15 protein-coding genes are annotated in these 15,897 nt (G+C 65.6%); 13 read left to right on the plus strand and 2 right to left on the minus strand.

Translation table 11 applies throughout. The annotated features are described in order from the left end of the window. Positions 1–70: 70 nt before the first annotated feature. The 13 genes from BRO63_RS28115 (at position 71) to BRO63_RS28175 (ending at position 14,013) form a co-directional block, all read left to right on the plus strand. A complete protein-coding gene (locus tag BRO63_RS28115) occupies positions 71–1,339 on the plus strand; it encodes an ABC transporter substrate-binding protein (RefSeq protein WP_179215241.1) in 1,269 nt (422 codons plus the stop codon). Positions 1,340–1,353: 14 nt separating this feature from the next. Further along, positions 1,354–2,229, plus strand: coding sequence for a branched-chain amino acid ABC transporter permease (locus BRO63_RS28120; RefSeq protein ID WP_088142940.1), 876 nt, complete (start codon positions 1,354–1,356; stop codon positions 2,227–2,229). Beyond that, a complete protein-coding gene (locus BRO63_RS28125; protein WP_088142941.1) occupies positions 2,229–3,257 on the plus strand; it encodes a branched-chain amino acid ABC transporter permease in 1,029 nt (342 codons plus the stop codon). Before BRO63_RS28120 ends, BRO63_RS28125 begins: the two co-directional genes overlap by 1 nt. Further along, a complete protein-coding gene (locus BRO63_RS28130; protein ID WP_088142942.1) occupies positions 3,254–4,027 on the plus strand; it encodes an ABC transporter ATP-binding protein in 774 nt (257 codons plus the stop codon). Before BRO63_RS28125 ends, BRO63_RS28130 begins: the two co-directional genes overlap by 4 nt. Beyond that, positions 4,020–4,721, plus strand: a complete 702-nt coding sequence (locus BRO63_RS28135; RefSeq protein ID WP_088142943.1) for an ABC transporter ATP-binding protein — start codon at positions 4,020–4,022, stop codon at positions 4,719–4,721. Before BRO63_RS28130 ends, BRO63_RS28135 begins: the two co-directional genes overlap by 8 nt. A gap of 25 nt (positions 4,722–4,746) precedes the next feature. Continuing rightward, positions 4,747–5,430 (plus strand): TetR/AcrR family transcriptional regulator, encoded by a 684-nt coding sequence (locus BRO63_RS28140; protein ID WP_088142944.1) that lies wholly within the window; start codon positions 4,747–4,749, stop codon positions 5,428–5,430. Between the two features lie 63 nt (positions 5,431–5,493). Continuing rightward, positions 5,494–7,155, plus strand: a complete 1,662-nt coding sequence (locus BRO63_RS28145; protein ID WP_088142945.1) for an AMP-binding protein — start codon at positions 5,494–5,496, stop codon at positions 7,153–7,155. Positions 7,156–7,188: 33 nt separating this feature from the next. Further along, entirely contained in the window at positions 7,189–8,805 is a 1,617-nt protein-coding gene (locus BRO63_RS28150; RefSeq protein WP_088142946.1) for a class I adenylate-forming enzyme family protein, read from the plus strand. A 72-nt stretch (positions 8,806–8,877) separates the two neighbouring features. Continuing rightward, positions 8,878–9,318, plus strand: a complete 441-nt coding sequence (locus BRO63_RS28155; RefSeq protein WP_256943424.1) for an acyl-CoA thioesterase — start codon at positions 8,878–8,880, stop codon at positions 9,316–9,318. A gap of 140 nt (positions 9,319–9,458) precedes the next feature. After that, positions 9,459–10,442, plus strand: a complete 984-nt coding sequence (locus BRO63_RS28160) for a Bug family tripartite tricarboxylate transporter substrate binding protein (protein ID WP_088142948.1) — start codon at positions 9,459–9,461, stop codon at positions 10,440–10,442. Between the two features lie 43 nt (positions 10,443–10,485). Continuing rightward, positions 10,486–11,397, plus strand: coding sequence for a fumarylacetoacetate hydrolase family protein (locus BRO63_RS28165; protein WP_088142949.1), 912 nt, complete (start codon positions 10,486–10,488; stop codon positions 11,395–11,397). 44 nt (positions 11,398–11,441) lie between these two features. Further along, positions 11,442–12,644 carry an amino acid aminotransferase gene (locus BRO63_RS28170; RefSeq protein ID WP_088142950.1) on the plus strand — a complete coding sequence of 401 codons (1,203 nt, stop codon included), beginning with the start codon at positions 11,442–11,444 and terminating at the stop codon, positions 12,642–12,644. Between the two features lie 55 nt (positions 12,645–12,699). After that, a complete protein-coding gene (locus tag BRO63_RS28175; protein ID WP_256943425.1) occupies positions 12,700–14,013 on the plus strand; it encodes a M20 metallopeptidase family protein in 1,314 nt (437 codons plus the stop codon). 56 nt (positions 14,014–14,069) lie between these two features. Here BRO63_RS28175 and BRO63_RS28180 read toward each other — a convergent pair whose 3' ends face one another. Together BRO63_RS28180 and BRO63_RS28185 are read right to left on the minus strand one after the other, a co-directional pair. Continuing rightward, on the minus strand, positions 14,070–14,855 hold the full coding sequence (locus tag BRO63_RS28180; RefSeq protein WP_088142952.1) for a crotonase/enoyl-CoA hydratase family protein: 786 nt from the start codon (positions 14,853–14,855) through the stop codon (positions 14,070–14,072). A 24-nt stretch (positions 14,856–14,879) separates the two neighbouring features. Further along, a complete protein-coding gene (locus BRO63_RS28185; protein WP_088142953.1) occupies positions 14,880–15,887 on the minus strand; it encodes an acyl-CoA dehydrogenase family protein in 1,008 nt (335 codons plus the stop codon). Positions 15,888–15,897: the final 10 nt, after the last annotated feature.

Here is a 15,897-nt window from a genome sequence, read left to right on the forward strand (position 1 = left end):
CTGGTTGATCTGAAGTTCCCTGGGGCGAGCCCCGCACAACAAAGCAGAAAAAAGCTAAGGAGACATGAACATGGATCGCAGAAACGTCCTCAAGATACTGGGCGCCCTGGGCGGCGCAAGCGCAACGGCCGCCGGCAGCCTGTGGAGCCGCGCCGCCTTTGCGCAAGCCAGTCCGTCCATCAAACTGGGCTTCATTTCATCGCTGTCCGGCGCCCAGGCGCCGCTGGGACAGCCCATGCTGCTGGGTGCGCAGATCGCCATTGACCAGGTCAACCAGGCGGGCGGCGTCCTTGGCAGGAAATTGGAGTTGGTCATCCGGGACGACAAAGCCAAACCCGCGGACGCGACCGTCGCCGCGCGCGAGCTGGCGGGCTCCGGCGTGAACATGCTGTTCGGCGTGGTCTCCAGCGCCGTGGCCCTGGCGATCGCCGCGATCCTGGAACAGGAGAAGACGCTGCTGATCACCTGCGCCGCGCACTCTGAAAAGCTCACCAAGGAGAACTTCGTCCGCAATTACTTCCGTGTCACGGACAATCCCTATATGCGCCAGCGCGCCCTCGCCAAGATGGCCGCGCAGCGCTATCCGGACGTCAACCGCTGGGCCGGCGTCATTCCCGACCACGAGTACGGCCGCACCACCTGGGGCTGCTTCGAAGACGGCCTGCGCGAGTTCTATCCGGCCCTCACCCAGAAGCAACCCGTGATCGCGCCGCCGGTGAAGACGCAGTACGGCGCCGCGGACTATCGCAACGCCATTACCGCCACCATGTCCACCCCGGCCGAGGGTTTCATGATCTCCGTGTATGGCGGCGACGCCGTGACGCTGTACAAGCAGGCCGAACCATTCGGCTTCTTCAAGAAGGCCAAGCTGATCGTGGACTCGGCCAACGAAATGATCGTGGCCAAGGCCATGAAACAGGATCTGCCGGACATGTGGGTGGGAACGCACTGGTACGCGGGTGCGTTCGAGGACATCGCGGTCAGCCGCGAGCTCCAGGCGGAAGCCGTGCGCCGAGCCAAGGATCCGCTCACGCTGGGCTTCATTTCCGAGGGGCATGCCGCGGTGATGGCCTACGCCCGCGCGCTGCAGGCGGCTGGCTCGGCCGATACCGGGGCAGTTCTGAATGCGCTTGAATCGGTCACGTTCGAAACCGCCACCGGACCTCGCCGCTTCCGCAAGGAAGACCATCAGGCCATCAAGCCCGTTGTCATGTACCGCCTGCGCGGGTCGGCCAAGGCAGCGGAAGGCTTCGAGATCGTGGACGTCATCCGCATCCCCGGCGAGGACGTGATCGACCCGGCCACGCCCGGAAAGGCCTTGAGCTTGCGGGCTGCTTGAAAGGGCGGAGAATCATGGACCAATACGGTTTGATGACGCTCAACGGCCTGTCGTGGGGCATGACGGTCTTCCTGACCGCCGCCGGCCTCACGCTGGTTTTTGGCATCCTGCACGTCCTGAACTTCGCACATGGCGGCTTCGTGATGCTGGGAGCCTACCTGGCATACAGTCTGCTGGCCAGGCTTGGAGAGCCTTCCTTCTGGGCTTTCATGCTCGCCACCGTGGTGTGCGCGGTAGCGCTGGGCGTGCTGGGCGCCGCCATGGACAGGCTGGTGTTCCAGCGGCTCAGGGGCGTCAGTGAATCCTATTCGTTGATCGCCACCTACGCGCTGCTGCTGCTCTGCCAGGGCGCGGTCAAGGTGATCTGGGGCATCGACTTTCTCAGCGTGCCGCCTCCGCCGGTATTGCGCGGCGCGACCGAGATCGCCGGCGTGCTGGCCCCCAACTTCGTGCTATTCGTGATCGGCTGCGGCGTGCTCGCCTTCCTCCTTCTCGACTATCTCGTGCATCGCACTGAATTGGGGAAAACCGTGCAGTCGGTGGCGGTCGATCCCTGGATGGCCTCGCTGCTCGGCGTGAACGTGCGCCTGGTGCTGACGGGCACCGTGGTCGTGGGCATCGCGCTGGCTGGCGCCGCCGGCGCGCTGCTGTCCGTCAACCAAAGCCTGTCCCCGAACATGGGCAGCGCCCTGATCATTCAGGCTTTCGGCGTGATCATCGTCGGCGGCATGGGAAACATCCGCGGCGCCTTCCTTGCCGCCATTCTTCTGGGCATCATCACGGCGATAGGCGACCGCGTCTTCGCGGAAGTGCCCGGCCTGTTCTTCTATATCGCCCTCATTTCGATATTGATGTGGCGTCCGCAAGGACTTTTGAAGGGGCTACGGTAATGAACCAGCTTGCCAGTACAACAAGCCGGCGCTCGTTCGACCTCGCGGTAGCGGGCGTGGTGATCGGGCTATTCGCCAGCGTCCCGTGGTGGGCGGACAAGGGGTTGGTGTTTCTCGCGTCGGTGGTGCTGATCAACGCCACCTTCGCCTTGAGCTTCAATCTCGTTTTCGGCCTGACCGGGATGGTCAGCTTCGGCCATGCGGCGTACTTCGCGGCTGGCGCCTACACCACCGGCCTGCTGCTGCAGAGCTACTCCCAGGTGCCCTTCCCCCTTGCCTGGCTGGCCGCGGGCATTGCGGGAGGGCTGGTCGCCGCGGCCGTCGCCGTCGTCGCCCTGCGCCGCGCCAGCGGCATCTACTTCGCCATCCTGACGCTCGCATTGGCGGAGCTGGTGCACATCTTGATTTCGAAATCGGATCTCCTGGGCCGCGAGGACGGCATGACAGGCATCAAGCGGCCGGTCGTGGAATTTGGCCTGTTCAGCCTCGACCTGGCAAAAGGCAGCAACCTCTACTACGTCACGCTGGTCTGCGTCTCGCTCCTGGGCCTGATCCTGTACATCCTGTGGCACAACCGGTACGGAAGGCTGCTGGCGGCCATCCGCCAGGATGCCGAGCGGGTGCGCTTTCTCGGCATCAATGTCCACGCCATGCGATTCTCGGCCTTTGTAGCCAGCGGCGCGTTCGCCGGCCTGGCCGGCGGCCTGTACGCGCCGGCGGCCCAGCTGCTCACGCCGGAAATCGCGCACTGGGGATATTCCGCCCTGCCCATCCTGTTCTGCCTGGTGGGCGGAGTCGCCTACTTCTGGGGGCCCGTCGCCGGGGCGGTGATCTTCATCGGGCTCGAACACATGACCCGCAACATCGTCGGCCTCTCCGAAATCCTGATAGGCGCGGTGCTGTTGATCGTGGTGCTGGCGTTCCCCGGCGGCGTCATTGGCGGCGCGCAGCGCCTGTTCGCGGCAAGCCGGCGCGGGAAATCCGCCAACGGCGGCTCCGGCTCGAAGATTCAGGGGCAGACATCGTGACTACGCACATACTCGACGCGCGCGGACTCTACAAGGCGTACGGCAGCATTCCTGTCCTGAAGGACGTAACGCTGCGCATGCAGCAAGGTGAAACGCATGTCGTCATCGGACCCAATGGCGCAGGCAAGACCACCTTGTTCAAAACCTTGAGCGGCGAACTCCTGCCGGATGCGGGTGAAATCTCGATCGCGGGCAAGAGGGTCGAAGGCATCGACGGCTACCAGCGCGTGCGCCTGGGCGTGGGACGGACCTTCCAGGTCGCCCGCGTCTTCGGCGAAGACACCGTGCTGGAAAACATGGTGGTCGCCGTCGAGGCCAGCCGCCGCCACCAGGGCGCGGGCGGCGGCTTCAGTTGGCGGATCGCGCCCGCCGCCGATGTCTATGACGAAGCCCTGGACGCCTTGGAGAAAATGGGCCTGGCCTCGCAGCGCGATCACGTCTCGGGAGTGCTGGCCTACGGCGACCGGAAACGGCTGGAACTCGCGATGAGCCTGGCGCTGCGGCCCAAACTCCTGATGCTCGACGAGCCGATGGCCGGCATGTCTCCGCCAGACAGGGCGGCGGCGGTGAAAACCATCAAATCGGTGGTGCGGGAACGCGGGATTTCGATCCTGCTGACCGAGCACGACATGGACGTCGTCTTTTCTTTGGCCGACCGCATCACCGTGCTGAACTACGGCGAGATCATCGCCAGCGGAACGCCCGAGGACGTGCGTTCCTCTCCCGAAGTCAGGGAAATCTACCTGGGCCACGAGGTGCAAAGTGCTTGAAGTGAAAAACCTGCGCGCACGCTACGGCGACAGCCTCATCCTCGACGGCGTCGGCATCGAGGTCGGCGCCGGCCAGGGAGTCGCCCTGTTGGGCCGCAACGGCGCGGGCAAGACGACCTTGCTCAAGAGCATCGTGGGCGGCGGCCCCACCGTCGATGGCACGCTGCGCTTCATGGGCAGCGATCTCAGGCAGATCGGCACGCATGCGCGCGCGCGTTCCGGGTTGGCGCTGGTGCCGGAAGACCGCAGGATATTCAGCCACCTGACCGTGGAGGAAAACCTGCTGCTGGCGCGGCATGCCAGCGGCCCGCGGGGCTGCCTGCCGCTGCAAGAGGCCTACGGACTATTTCCAGCGCTTGCCGAACTCCGGATGCGCATGGGAAACCAACTCAGCGGCGGACAGCAGCAGATCCTGGCGGTCGCGCGGGCCTTGATGTCCAGACCGAAGTGCATGCTGCTGGACGAACCCACGGAAGGCGTCGCCCCCTTGCTGGTCCAGCAAATGGCCGGGCAGGTCAATCGGGCCCGCCAACAGCAAGGCGCCGCGCTGCTGCTGGCGGAACAGAACCTGTGGTTCTCGCGGCAGTGTACCGATTACGTATTCGTGATCGATACTGGCAGAATCGTGTTCGAGGGCGATTGGAATCACTTCGACGCCCACCCTGAAATTGCCGACCGCTATCTGGCGGTCTGAACTTGTCACACACTGATGATGCTCCATGACTGCACGCAACCCGAATAAACCGGCATCGGCGCCCTCCGCGTCCCCTTCCGCCGGCCCCAAGGGCCGTCCTCGTAAAAAACAAACCCGCGACGAACGGGCCGGAGAAACCAGGGCGGCCATCTTCCGCGCTGCGGCTCAGGTCGTCGGAAAGCACGGCTACGGCGATGCGTCCATCAACCGCATCACCGAAGCCGCGGGGATCGCGCAAGGCACGTTCTATCTTTACTTCGAATCGCGCCAAGCGCTGTTCGACGAACTCCTGCCCCATGTCGGTCAGGACATGCTGGTCTTCATCCGCAGCCAGGTGAAAGGCGCGGCGAATGTGCTGGACATGGAGGAAAGAGGATTCCGCGCGTTCTTCAAGTATCTGCAGGACCACCCGGGTTTTTTCCGCATCCTCAACGAAGCCGAAATCGCGGCGCCGGTCGCGTACCTGGCGCACTTCAAGCTGATCACGCAACACTACGTCGACGCCTTGTCCAGAGGAGTCCAGGCCGGAGAGATCGTCAACTACCGCGAACAGGAACTGGAAACCCTGGCCTACATGTTCATGGCGGCACGCAGCTATCTCTACCTGCGCTACGTCAAGGACGCGGAAGCGGAAAGCGGCGCAGGCGTGACCCTGCCGGAATCGGTGGTCGAAACCTATATGAAGCTGGTGCGCGGCGGCTTGAGCTGAACGCAATCGGCACGGCCCCGTCCACGCAGGCGGGCGCCGGCAAAAACAATGCGGGAGACAGGAATGCACACAGACGCGAGTGGCTGGCAGACGCGGCTCGACCCAGACATGGCGGCCCGCTATGCGGGTGACGGCCGGTGGCAGAACATCACGCTGGCGGAGAGCGCGCGGCTATGCGCACGCGACTACCCGGACCAGGTCGCCGTGGCGGACGACTCCGGCGTACTGACGTTTCAGCAGCTGTGGGATCAGGCGCTGCGCCTCGCGGGGACATTGCGCGACCGTGGCCTGCGGCCCGGCAGCGTCGTCAGCTTCCAACTGCCAAACTGGCGCGAAACACTGGCCATCAATCTGGCCTGCGCCATCGGCGGGTACGTCTGCAATCCCATCGTCCCCATCTATCGCGATGCGGAACTCAAGTTCATCCTTGCCAATTCGAAGACCAGGGTCCTGTTCATTCCTGATCGCTTCCGCAGCATCGACTACCTTGAAATGATCCAGCGGCTGCGTCCGGATCTGCCTCACCTGGAGCACCTGGTCCTGGTTCGAGCCGAAGCGGACGGGCTGGCCTCGTATGCTTCCTGGGCAGGCCGCGATGCCCCCCTGGAGCCGTTCGCCCGCACCGACCCCGACGCCGTCAAGCTTCTGCTCTATACCTCTGGCACCACCGGGAACCCCAAGGGCGTTCTGCACAGCCAGAACACCCTCCGCGCCGAAGTCCAGGCCGTCACGGACTTCTGGGGGTTGTCCAGGGACGATGTATTGCTCATGCCGTCTCCGGTTACCCATATCACGGGCTATCTGTATGCGCTGGAGTTGCCCTTCCTGCAGGGAACCAAAGCCGTGCTGATGGAGCGCTGGGAGGCGAGCGCCGCGCTGGACGCGATCCAGCGGCACCAAGCGTCGTTCAGCATAGGCGCGACGCCCTTCCTGGTCGAGCTGGTGGCCGAAGTCGACCGGCGCGGCATCCAGCTGCCCTCCTTGCGGCTCTATGGCAGCGGCGGCGCCCCTGTGCCACCCGAGGTCGTCAAACGCGCCAATGCCGTACTGCCGAACTGCAAGACCTTCCGCATCTACGGAAGCAGCGAGGCGCCCACCATTTCGCTCGGTATCGCCGAAGGCGACCCGGCGGAAAGGGGCGCCACGACCGACGGCCTGATTTTCAACCACGAGGTCCGCATCGTGGACCCGGAGAACGGCGCGCCGCTCGCGCTTGGCCTGGCCGGCGAAGTCACGGCCCGAGGACCGGAAGTGATGCTGGGCTATACCGACCCGAGCGATACCGAAGAGGCCTTCGATGCGGACGGCTATTTCCACACCGGCGATCTGGGCTACATCGATGAGAACGGCTACATCACCGTAACCGGCCGTAAGAAAGATCTGATCATCCGCGGCGGCGAGAATATCAGCCCCAAGGAGATCGAAGATCTCCTGCATCAGCATCCTGCCATCCAGGAGGCCGCGGTAGTCGCGTTTCCCCACGCCAGGATGGGCGAAACACCCTGCGTCTACCTGGTCCTGCGGCCCGGACGCGAACTGGATTTTCCCGGTCTTCTGGCCTATCTGGAAGACGCCAGGCTGGCTCGCCAGAAATTTCCAGAGCGCATGTTCGTGGTGGACGATCTGCCGCGCACCGCCACCGGCAAGGTGCTCAAGCACGTCCTCAAGGCCCGCGCCGCCACGCAGGAAAGCCATGATGCGCCGCGCCTGCTCGCGCAGGCGTGATCCCATCGTCCAACCGCAGCAGAGGCAAGAACCATGGAATCCGAAGCGCCACACGATGATCCGCTCCCGCCTTCGTGGGATGCCCTTTCCGGCAAGACCCTGGGACAGCTGCTTGAACTGCGGGCCAGGCAACAGCCCCATCGGGTCGCCTTGTCGGCGCAATCGATCCAGGGCTTCCGCGATCGCCTGACCTACGCGCAGCTGGCACTTTTTTCGCGCCGGATGGGCGTTTGGCTGCGCACCGTCGGCATCGGCTCCGGCGACCGGGTCGCCATTTACCTGGCGAACGATGCCGGGCGGGAAGCTGTCCTGACCGCGCTGGGCTGCTTCGCCATAGGCGCGGTCGCCGTGCCCATGAACACGCGCGCCGCCGACGACGATCTCGTCCACGCGCTGGACTTGGTGAACCCCGCCCTGGTGGTTTGCGGCATGGCGTCGGCCGCCCGTTTGCAGCGCCTGACGCGCGCCCGGCAAGTGCAGGTCGACGCACCCGCAGATGCCGCGACCGCATGGCAAGACCCTTTGCACGGCACGGACGCCGGTCTATCCGCGGTCGTCGGCCTGGAACCGGACTCGCCCGCATGCCTGCTCTTCACTTCGGGCACGACCTCCCGCTCCAAGGCGGTCATCCACAGCCATCGAAGCATGATCGCCGCCGGATTCGCCGTCGGCCAGGCGGTCGGGCTGGGCACCAGCGACCTCTACCAGGGCGCCTTTCCGTTCTTCACCAGTTCCTGCCTGAATCTTGGATGCATGTCCTCCTGGGTGCACGGCGCGGGTTTCGTCCTGGAGCATCTGCCCGGCAACGCTGACCGGCTGCGCCTGGCGGAATCCGAACAATCCACCGTCTACCATGGCGTGCCCGCCGTGATCCAGTACATGCTGGACGAATGCGAACGCGGAACATACGCCCTGGGACGCCTGCGGCGGATCGCCTATGGCGGCGCGCCCATGCCCGTGGCCGCCATCGAACGCATAGCCCAGACCTGGCCCTGGGCGGACCAGATGCAGATCTGGGGCATGACCGAAAGCGGACCTGCGGGCGCGAGCCTGCCGCCGCACTGGCTGCCCGCCAAGGCGGGAATGATCGGCGCCGCCATGCCCAACTGCGAGTTGCGCGCGGTGGACGAGAACGGGCAGCCCGTCCCGGCGGGCGAGCCAGGCGAACTTTGCTTTCGCGGCCCCAGCATGGCCCAGGGCTACTTCGAGAACCCGCAGGAAAGCGCAAACACCTTTCGCGACGGCTGGCTGCACACCGGCGACATCGTGGTCCAGGACAAGGACGGACTGTTCCGCTTCGTCGACCGCAGCAAGGACGTGATCAATCGCGGCGGCCTGAAGGTGTCATCCGCCGCCATCGAAAATGCGCTGCAGCGCCTGCCGCAAATACAGGAAGTCGCGGTGATCCCGTTCCCCCATCCCAAGCTGGGCGAGGAAGCGGCAGCCTGCATCGTCTTCCGGCCCGGCGCGGCGCTGGATGCCGAGCGCCTGGAGGCGCACTGCATCCAATGGCTGGCTGACTACGCAGTCCCCAGGCACTGGTTTATCCTGGAATCACTGCCACGCAACCCCATGGGCAAGGTGCTTAAACGAGAGCTGCCCGCCCTGATCGCGCGGCTTGACTCCGCCACTGACAGCAGCCGCTGCTAGCCCCAATAGGCGGGGCGCGGGATTCATCGCCTCAATACACACTCTTTTAGCCGTCCTCTCGTGCCACGCCTCTTGTTCGAACCCAGAAGCCACTACCCCTACGCCACCGAGATCCAGATCTATGCCGGCCACATCAACTACGGGGGACACCTCGACCATGCCCAGCTGATCACCCTGGTCTCGGAGGCCAGGGTCAGGTTCATCAACTCGTTGGGCTATCAGGAACGAGACATCGAGGGACATCATTTCGTAGTGGCGGACCTTGCCCTTCAATACAAGTCCGAAAGCCACCACGGAGAAGTATTGCGTATCGAAATCGCACCCGCCAACTTCAACAAGTACGGCTTCGATCTGGAGTTTCACCTGACGGAGAAGCAGAGCGGGCGCGCGGTCGCCACGGGGAAGGCCGGCCTCGTATGCATCGACAACGGGACGCGAAAGGTTTCGCCGATATCTGCGCTTGATGTGGACTGGAACGCTGGCGCCCGCCGCGACCAGCCCATCTGTCCCTAGGCGCCAACAACAGCATCATTGCGGGATTCAGCCATTCCTTTCAGTTTTCACCCGATGACTAATCTTCATTAGACGGTTTTCACCAGGCATCTACAATCCTGGCCAGGGTCAAACTCAGATAAAAAGACCGTGGAGACAAGATGAAGACAGCCATGCCTGGCGGGACCTCCCTTATCACCCGACTCAAGTACCTGGCGTTGGCCGGCCTGTTCATGGCGGCCTGCGGCCATGCGCAACAGCCGGCAAAGCTGGTCGTCGGCCTGCCAGCCGGCGGCTCGTTCGACACCATAGCCAGGATCGTGGCCGAGAAGCTTCCCAGCCATCTGGAGCGGCCGGTAGTGGTGGAGAACCGCCCTGGCGCACAGACGCGAATCGCCATCCAGGCGGTAAAGGGCGCGGCGCCCGACGGCAACAGCCTGCTGGTGGCCCCCGGCGTGGCCATCTTCCTCTACCCGCACCTGTTCCGCCAGCTCAGCTACGACCCCTTCACCGACCTCAAGCCGGTGACCCAGTTGGTGAGCTGGGACATCGTGCTGGCGGTCGCAGCCGATAGCCCCATCGCTTCGTTCGACGATTTCCGGACCTGGGCCAGGCAGAATCCGGGCAAGACGTTCTACGGCACATCCGGCACCGGCAGCCTGCAGCATTTCCTGGGCGTGTCCTTGGCCAAGCGCCTGGATACGCCGCTCGATCACATCGCATTCAAGGGCGGCAAGGACGCCGTCACCGCGCTGCTGGGCGGCCATATCAATGCCATCGTGATGGACGCCGGCGAAGTGGTCCCGTTGGCGCAGGCAGGCAAGTTGCGCGTCCTGGCGACTTTCAGCGCGCGGCGTGAACCGGCGCTGCCGCAAACGCCGACCATGCGCGAACTGGGGCTGGGCGAACTGGAGACCTCGGGCTGGGCGGGGCTGTATGCGCCGGCAGGCACGCCGGAGCCGGTCATCCACAAGCTGAACACGGCGGTGAACGAGATCCTGGCCCTGCCTGACGTGGCCAAGCGTATCGCCGAGCTAGGCATGCGGCCAGCCGGCGGCACACCCCAAGCCGTCGATGCGCTGGCGCGCGAGCAGCTCGGCCAATGGCGCGATACGGTGGCCCAGTCCGGTTTCGTGATCGACTGAGCGACGCCCCTCCCCTCTCTTCCATCTCACCGGATCAATACCCATGTTTGCATTGACCACTCTCGACGTCGCGTCCCGTCCCGTCGCCTGCCTGGAGATCGATGGCAGCCACTATCCGCTGGCCGCTTGCGCGCGGATCCTGGACCTTCCGGCGCTGGACGCATCCGTCCGGGAGCTCTTCGAGGACTGGCCGAGCTCGCTGGCGCTGCTGGAACTGGCGGCCGGCCGCCGCGCGGCGCTCGCGGGCCATGAAGTCGCCAGTCCGGTCCGCCATCTGGCGCCGCTGCAGTATCCCGGCAAGGTGCTGTGCGCGGGGGCCAACTACCATGACCATCTGGCGGAAATGAATGTGCCAAATGCCGCGGACAAATCCGCGCAGCGCCTGTTTTTCTTCTTCAAGCCGCCGCGCCAAGCCGTGGTCGGCGAGGGCGCAACGGTACACATGCCCATCGGCTGCCAGCGCCTGGACTGGGAAATCGAACTGGCGCTGGTGATAGGCAAGACAGCCAGGAACCTGCGCCTGGAAGACGCGCTCGACCATGTGGCGGCGTATACGGTGGCCGTGGACATGTCGGCCCGCGATCTCAACAAAGCGCCGGACACTTTCTACAAACTGGATTGGGTGGCCGGCAAGGCGCACGACACCAGTTGCCCGCTCGGACCCAGGCTGGTGCCCGCGGCGTTCATTCGCGATCCCATGGACCTGGGCCTGAAGCTGAGCGTCAACGGCCAAGTCAAACAGGACGCCCGCAGCAGCGGCATGGTCTTCGACATCCGCGAGCAGCTGGTGACGCTGAGCCGCATCATGACGCTGGAGCCCGGCGATCTGGTGCTGACCGGCACGCCCGCCGGCGTGGGCGCGCCGCAAGGCACGTTCCTCAATGTCGGCGACGAAATCAGCGCGACGATCGAAGGCATCGGCACGCTGGCGGTGCAGATCCAAGCGTCACGCTGACATCCTGGCCCGCCACGGCCGCATCTTTCTCACGAGGCAGCTCCATGCAGTCCCTTTTCTCCCCCTTGCCCGCTGCGGCCGGCGACGCGATCTTCGCGCTAGTTGAAGCCTTCCAGAACGATCCGGCTCCCCACAAGGTCAGCCTCAGCATCGGCACCTACTTTGCCGAGGACGGCAGCATCCCTGTGATGCGCGCCGTGCGCCAGGCGCGCGACATGCTCGTGCAGGCGGGCAAGCCGCACCCCTACCTGCCCATTCCGGGATCGGCGCCGTATCGCAACGCCGCCAGATCCCTGGTCCTGGGCGCGGACGGCCCGGATCCAGAGCGGGTGGTGACGGTGCAGAGCGTCGGCGGCACCGGCGCCCTGAAGCTGGGCGCGGACCTGCTGCGCCGCACCTGCCCCGACGCTGCGGTCTGGGTCAGCGATCCGACCTGGGAGAACCACGGCCAGATCTTCCGCCAGGCGGGATTCACAGTGCATGAATACCCGTACTACGATCCTGCCGCCGCCACCGTGCGTTTCACGCAGATGCAGGCCGCTCTGCAAGCCCTGCCAGCCGGCTCCATCGTGGTGCTGCACGCCAGCTGTCACAACCCAACCGGCGTGGACCTGTCTTCAGAACAGTGGGAGCTGCTGACCGAGCTGTTTGCGCGCCAGGGCCTGATCCCCTTCTTCGACCTGGCCTATCAAGGATTCGGCCAAGGTCTGGACGCCGACGCCAAACCCATCCGGATGATGGCGCGCGCCGGCCTGGAATGCCTGGTCGCCAGTTCATTCTCCAAAAACTTCTCGTTGTACGGCGAACGCTGCGGCGCGCTGAACATCGTGTGCCACGACAAACTCGCCGCCGACCGCGCGCTGGGCCAGGTGAAGACGCTGATCCGCGGCAATTACTCCACGCCTCCAACGTTCGGCGCCGCGCTCGTCGCCACGATCCTGAACCAGCCCGAGTTACGCCACGCCTGGGCCGAAGAGTTGGAGCAGATGCGCGTGCGGCTTGTAGGCCTGCGCGCGCGCCTGTCCCATGCGCTGGCGCTGCTGACCGGCGAACCCGAGGCCTGGAACTACATCGAGCGCCAGCAAGGGCTGTTCAGCTACATGCGGCTCAGCCCCCAGCAGGTTGAAGCGCTGCGCCGCGAGCATGCCGTCTATCTGCTGAAATCCGGCAGGCTGTGCATTGCAGGCCTGACGGACAGCAACATCGAGTACGTCGCACGCGCGATCGCGGCCTGCGCACAGCGCTGAGCAACCCTTACCCATGCCCCGGGGGCCCGAGGCGAACACTTGATTGGAGCAAGGCATGAGCGTAACCAACCGGCTTCTCGCCTCCCTTGTCGGCTTGACACTGGCCACGCCTGTCGCCGCCTCCGGCGCCGGCCTGCTACGGAACGGATTGCAGCAGGCCGACCAGACCGAGCCCGACGTGATCGCATGGCGGCGCCACATACACCAGCATCCAGAACTGTCGTTCCAGGAGACGGAAACGGCGAAGTACATCGCCGATGCCCTGCGCGCCATGCCCGGCATCACCATCGAGACCGACGTGGCACGCACCGGCATCAAAGCCGTGCTCAAGGGCGGCAAGCCGGGACCTGTCGTGGCGTTACGCGCCGACATGGACGCCCTGCCCGTCGAGGAGCGCAACGATCTGCCGTTCCGCTCGCAGGTCAAGGCCACCTGGCGCGGCGAGCAGGTCTCGGTTTCCCACGCCTGCGGCCACGACACTCACGTCGCAATGCTGCTGGGCGCGGCCAAGGCCTTGTCGGCGATGCGCGAGGAACTGCCCGGCACCATCGTCTTCCTGTTCCAGCCCGCCGAGGAATGGGGGCCCGACAAGGAGCCCAGCGGCGCCAAGGCCATGATCGCGCAAGGCGTGCTGGAGAATCCCAAAGTGGACGTGGTATTCGGCCAGCACATCAGCGCCGGCGCCCCGTCCGGCTCCATCGCCTACCGCGCCGGCCCCACCATGGCCAGCGGCGACCGCTTCGAGATCTCGCTGCATGGCAAGGGTGGCCATGGCGGCCGGCCATGGACCGCCAATCCGGCGCTGGTACCCGCGGCCGAACTGACGTTGGCGTTGCAGGGGATTACCAGCAGCAAGGTCGACCAGTCCGACGGCGTCACCGTGCTGTCCATCGGCATGCTGCAAAGTGGGCGGCGCCCCAACATCCTGCCCGAAAGCGCCGAACTGGCAGGCACGGTGCGTTCGCTTTCATCGCACAACCAACGCATCGTGCACGAGGCGATCCGCGCACGCGCCGAGCATATTGCGCAGGCCTATGGCCTGAAATCCAAGGTGGACATATATACCGGCTACGAGGTTGTCGACAACGACAAATCCCTGACCCACAGTCTGGTACCTGCGTGGCAGGCAGCGGCAGGCGCCGGCCAGGCGGTTGAAATGCCGGCGCCATCCACCGGCAGCGAGGACTTCGGCGCCTATGGCGTCAGCGGCAAGGTGCCCTCGGTCTTCTGGTTCATCAATGCCTCGCCATTCGGCGACAAAAGCGGCGCTCCCAACCATTCGCCGGAATTCGCCATCGACGAAAGCGCGCTGCGCGTGGGCGTGCGCGCGCTGGTGGCGTCCGCGCTGACGTATATGGACAAGCAGTAGGCCGCGAAGCCCGATGCGGCGCCGCCGACGCGTCGCGCCATCGGCAGCGCCGCCCTTCAAAACCGCGGCGGGCGCTTTTCAATGAACGCGGTAACAGCCTCGCGATGCTCTGCAGTCTTGTGAGCCAGCGCCTGATAACTGGCCGACAACTCCAGCAAGGATGCCAGGCTGCTGTGCTGGCCTTCGCGCAGCAGGCGCTTGGTCATGCGCATGACGCCGCCCGGATTGGCGGCGATCTTCGCGGCCAGCGTCCTGGCGGTCGGCAGCAGTTCCGCCGCCGGAACCACGCGGCTGACCAGGCCCCAAGCCAACGCATCCTGCGCGCTGATGGCCTCGCCGGTGTAGGCCATTTCGCTGGCGCGGGCCATGCCCACGGCGCGCGGCAGCAGCCAGGCGCCGCCATCCCCTGGCACGATGCCCACGCGCACGAAGCTCTCGGCGAACGTCGCCGTGTCGGCGGCGATGCGGATGTCGCACATGCAGGCGATGTCCAGGCCGGCCCCGATGGCCGGGCCGTTGACGGCGCAGATGACGGGCACGTCCAGGCCATGCAGCGCAAGCGGAATGCGCTGGATGCCCTGCCGGTACTCTTCGCAGATGCGCTCGGGAGTCAGCGCGTCGTCGAAAAAGCGGCGCATGTCCTTGACGTTGCCGCCCGAACTGAAGATCGGCCCGGCCGCGGTCAGGATCAACACCTTCACGCCCGCGTCCTGGCGGATGTCCGCGCATAGCTGCACGATCTCTTCGATGGCGGTGTTGCCGGTCAGCGCATTGCGCGTCTCCGGCTGGTTCATGGTGGCGACGACAATGCCGCCCTCGCGCTCTATCTGCAGAAATGCCATGCAAGTGTCTCCTGAAAGCCGGGCTTACGCCGGGACATCGGTAATCGTGCGCACCAGGTCCAGGGTCGGCCCTGCGTGCGCGAACAGTGCTGCGCCGGCCACGTCCTGCCAGTAGGCCTCGCTGCCCGCGGTCTGGCGCCAGGCATGCAGGCGGCGCGTGTAGAGCTGCAGATCGTATTCTTCCGTAAAGCCGATGGCGCCGTGCACCGCGTGCGCCAGCTCGGCCACCACCAGCGCCGCCTCGCTGCAGCGCGCCTTGGCGACCGCTACCCGCAGCCGGTCCGGCGCCACGCCGCCTGCATGGCAGCCCAGCTGCGCCGCCATGCGGGCGGCGCAGACATGTTCGCTCATGACGGCCAGCTGATGCTGGATGGCCTGGAACTTGCCGATGGGCCGGCCGAATTGCTGGCGTTCATTGGCGTATTGCAGGGTGCGCTCCAACACGCTGCCCAGCGCGCCGGCCATCTGCGGCGCGACCACGCAGGCCTGCAAGGTCCGGACGTCGATGACTGCGTCCATCGGCGCCAGCGACGCAGCCGCGACCTGGGCCGGCGTCCAGCTCATGGCGGCGTCCAATGCCAGCGCTTGGGGCTGCTTGTGCGCCTGCGCGGCGTCCAGCAGGCGCCAGGCATCGCCCGTCTGCACCAGCACGCTGTCAGCCACCGCGCCGCCGCGCACCAGCGCGCAATGCCAGGCGCCATCCGCCTGTTGCACGCCGCGCGCCAAAGCAATGCTGCCAGCCGGCCGTTGCGCTACCGGCAGCAGCGCGCGCGCGATCATGGTCTCGCCCAGCAACAAGGGCAGCGCGTGGGCGCCGCATTGCTCCAGCACGCCGAATACTTGGTCCAGACTTAGCCCGGAGCCGCCCTCGTCCTCGCCGACCAGCGCGTCGGCCAGACCAGTTTCCTCCAGCTGTTGCCAGAGCCTGCCGGCGGCGTCGCCGCCCGCTTCGATATCGCGCACCGCCTGCGGCGTGCAATGGTCCGCCAGCACCTGGCGCGCGGCATCGGCGTACAGATCGTTGTCGCTCATGTCATGCTCC

The organism is Achromobacter xylosoxidans, from assembly GCF_002192695.1.
GTDB lineage: Bacteria > Pseudomonadota > Gammaproteobacteria > Burkholderiales > Burkholderiaceae_B > Achromobacter > Achromobacter xylosoxidans_C.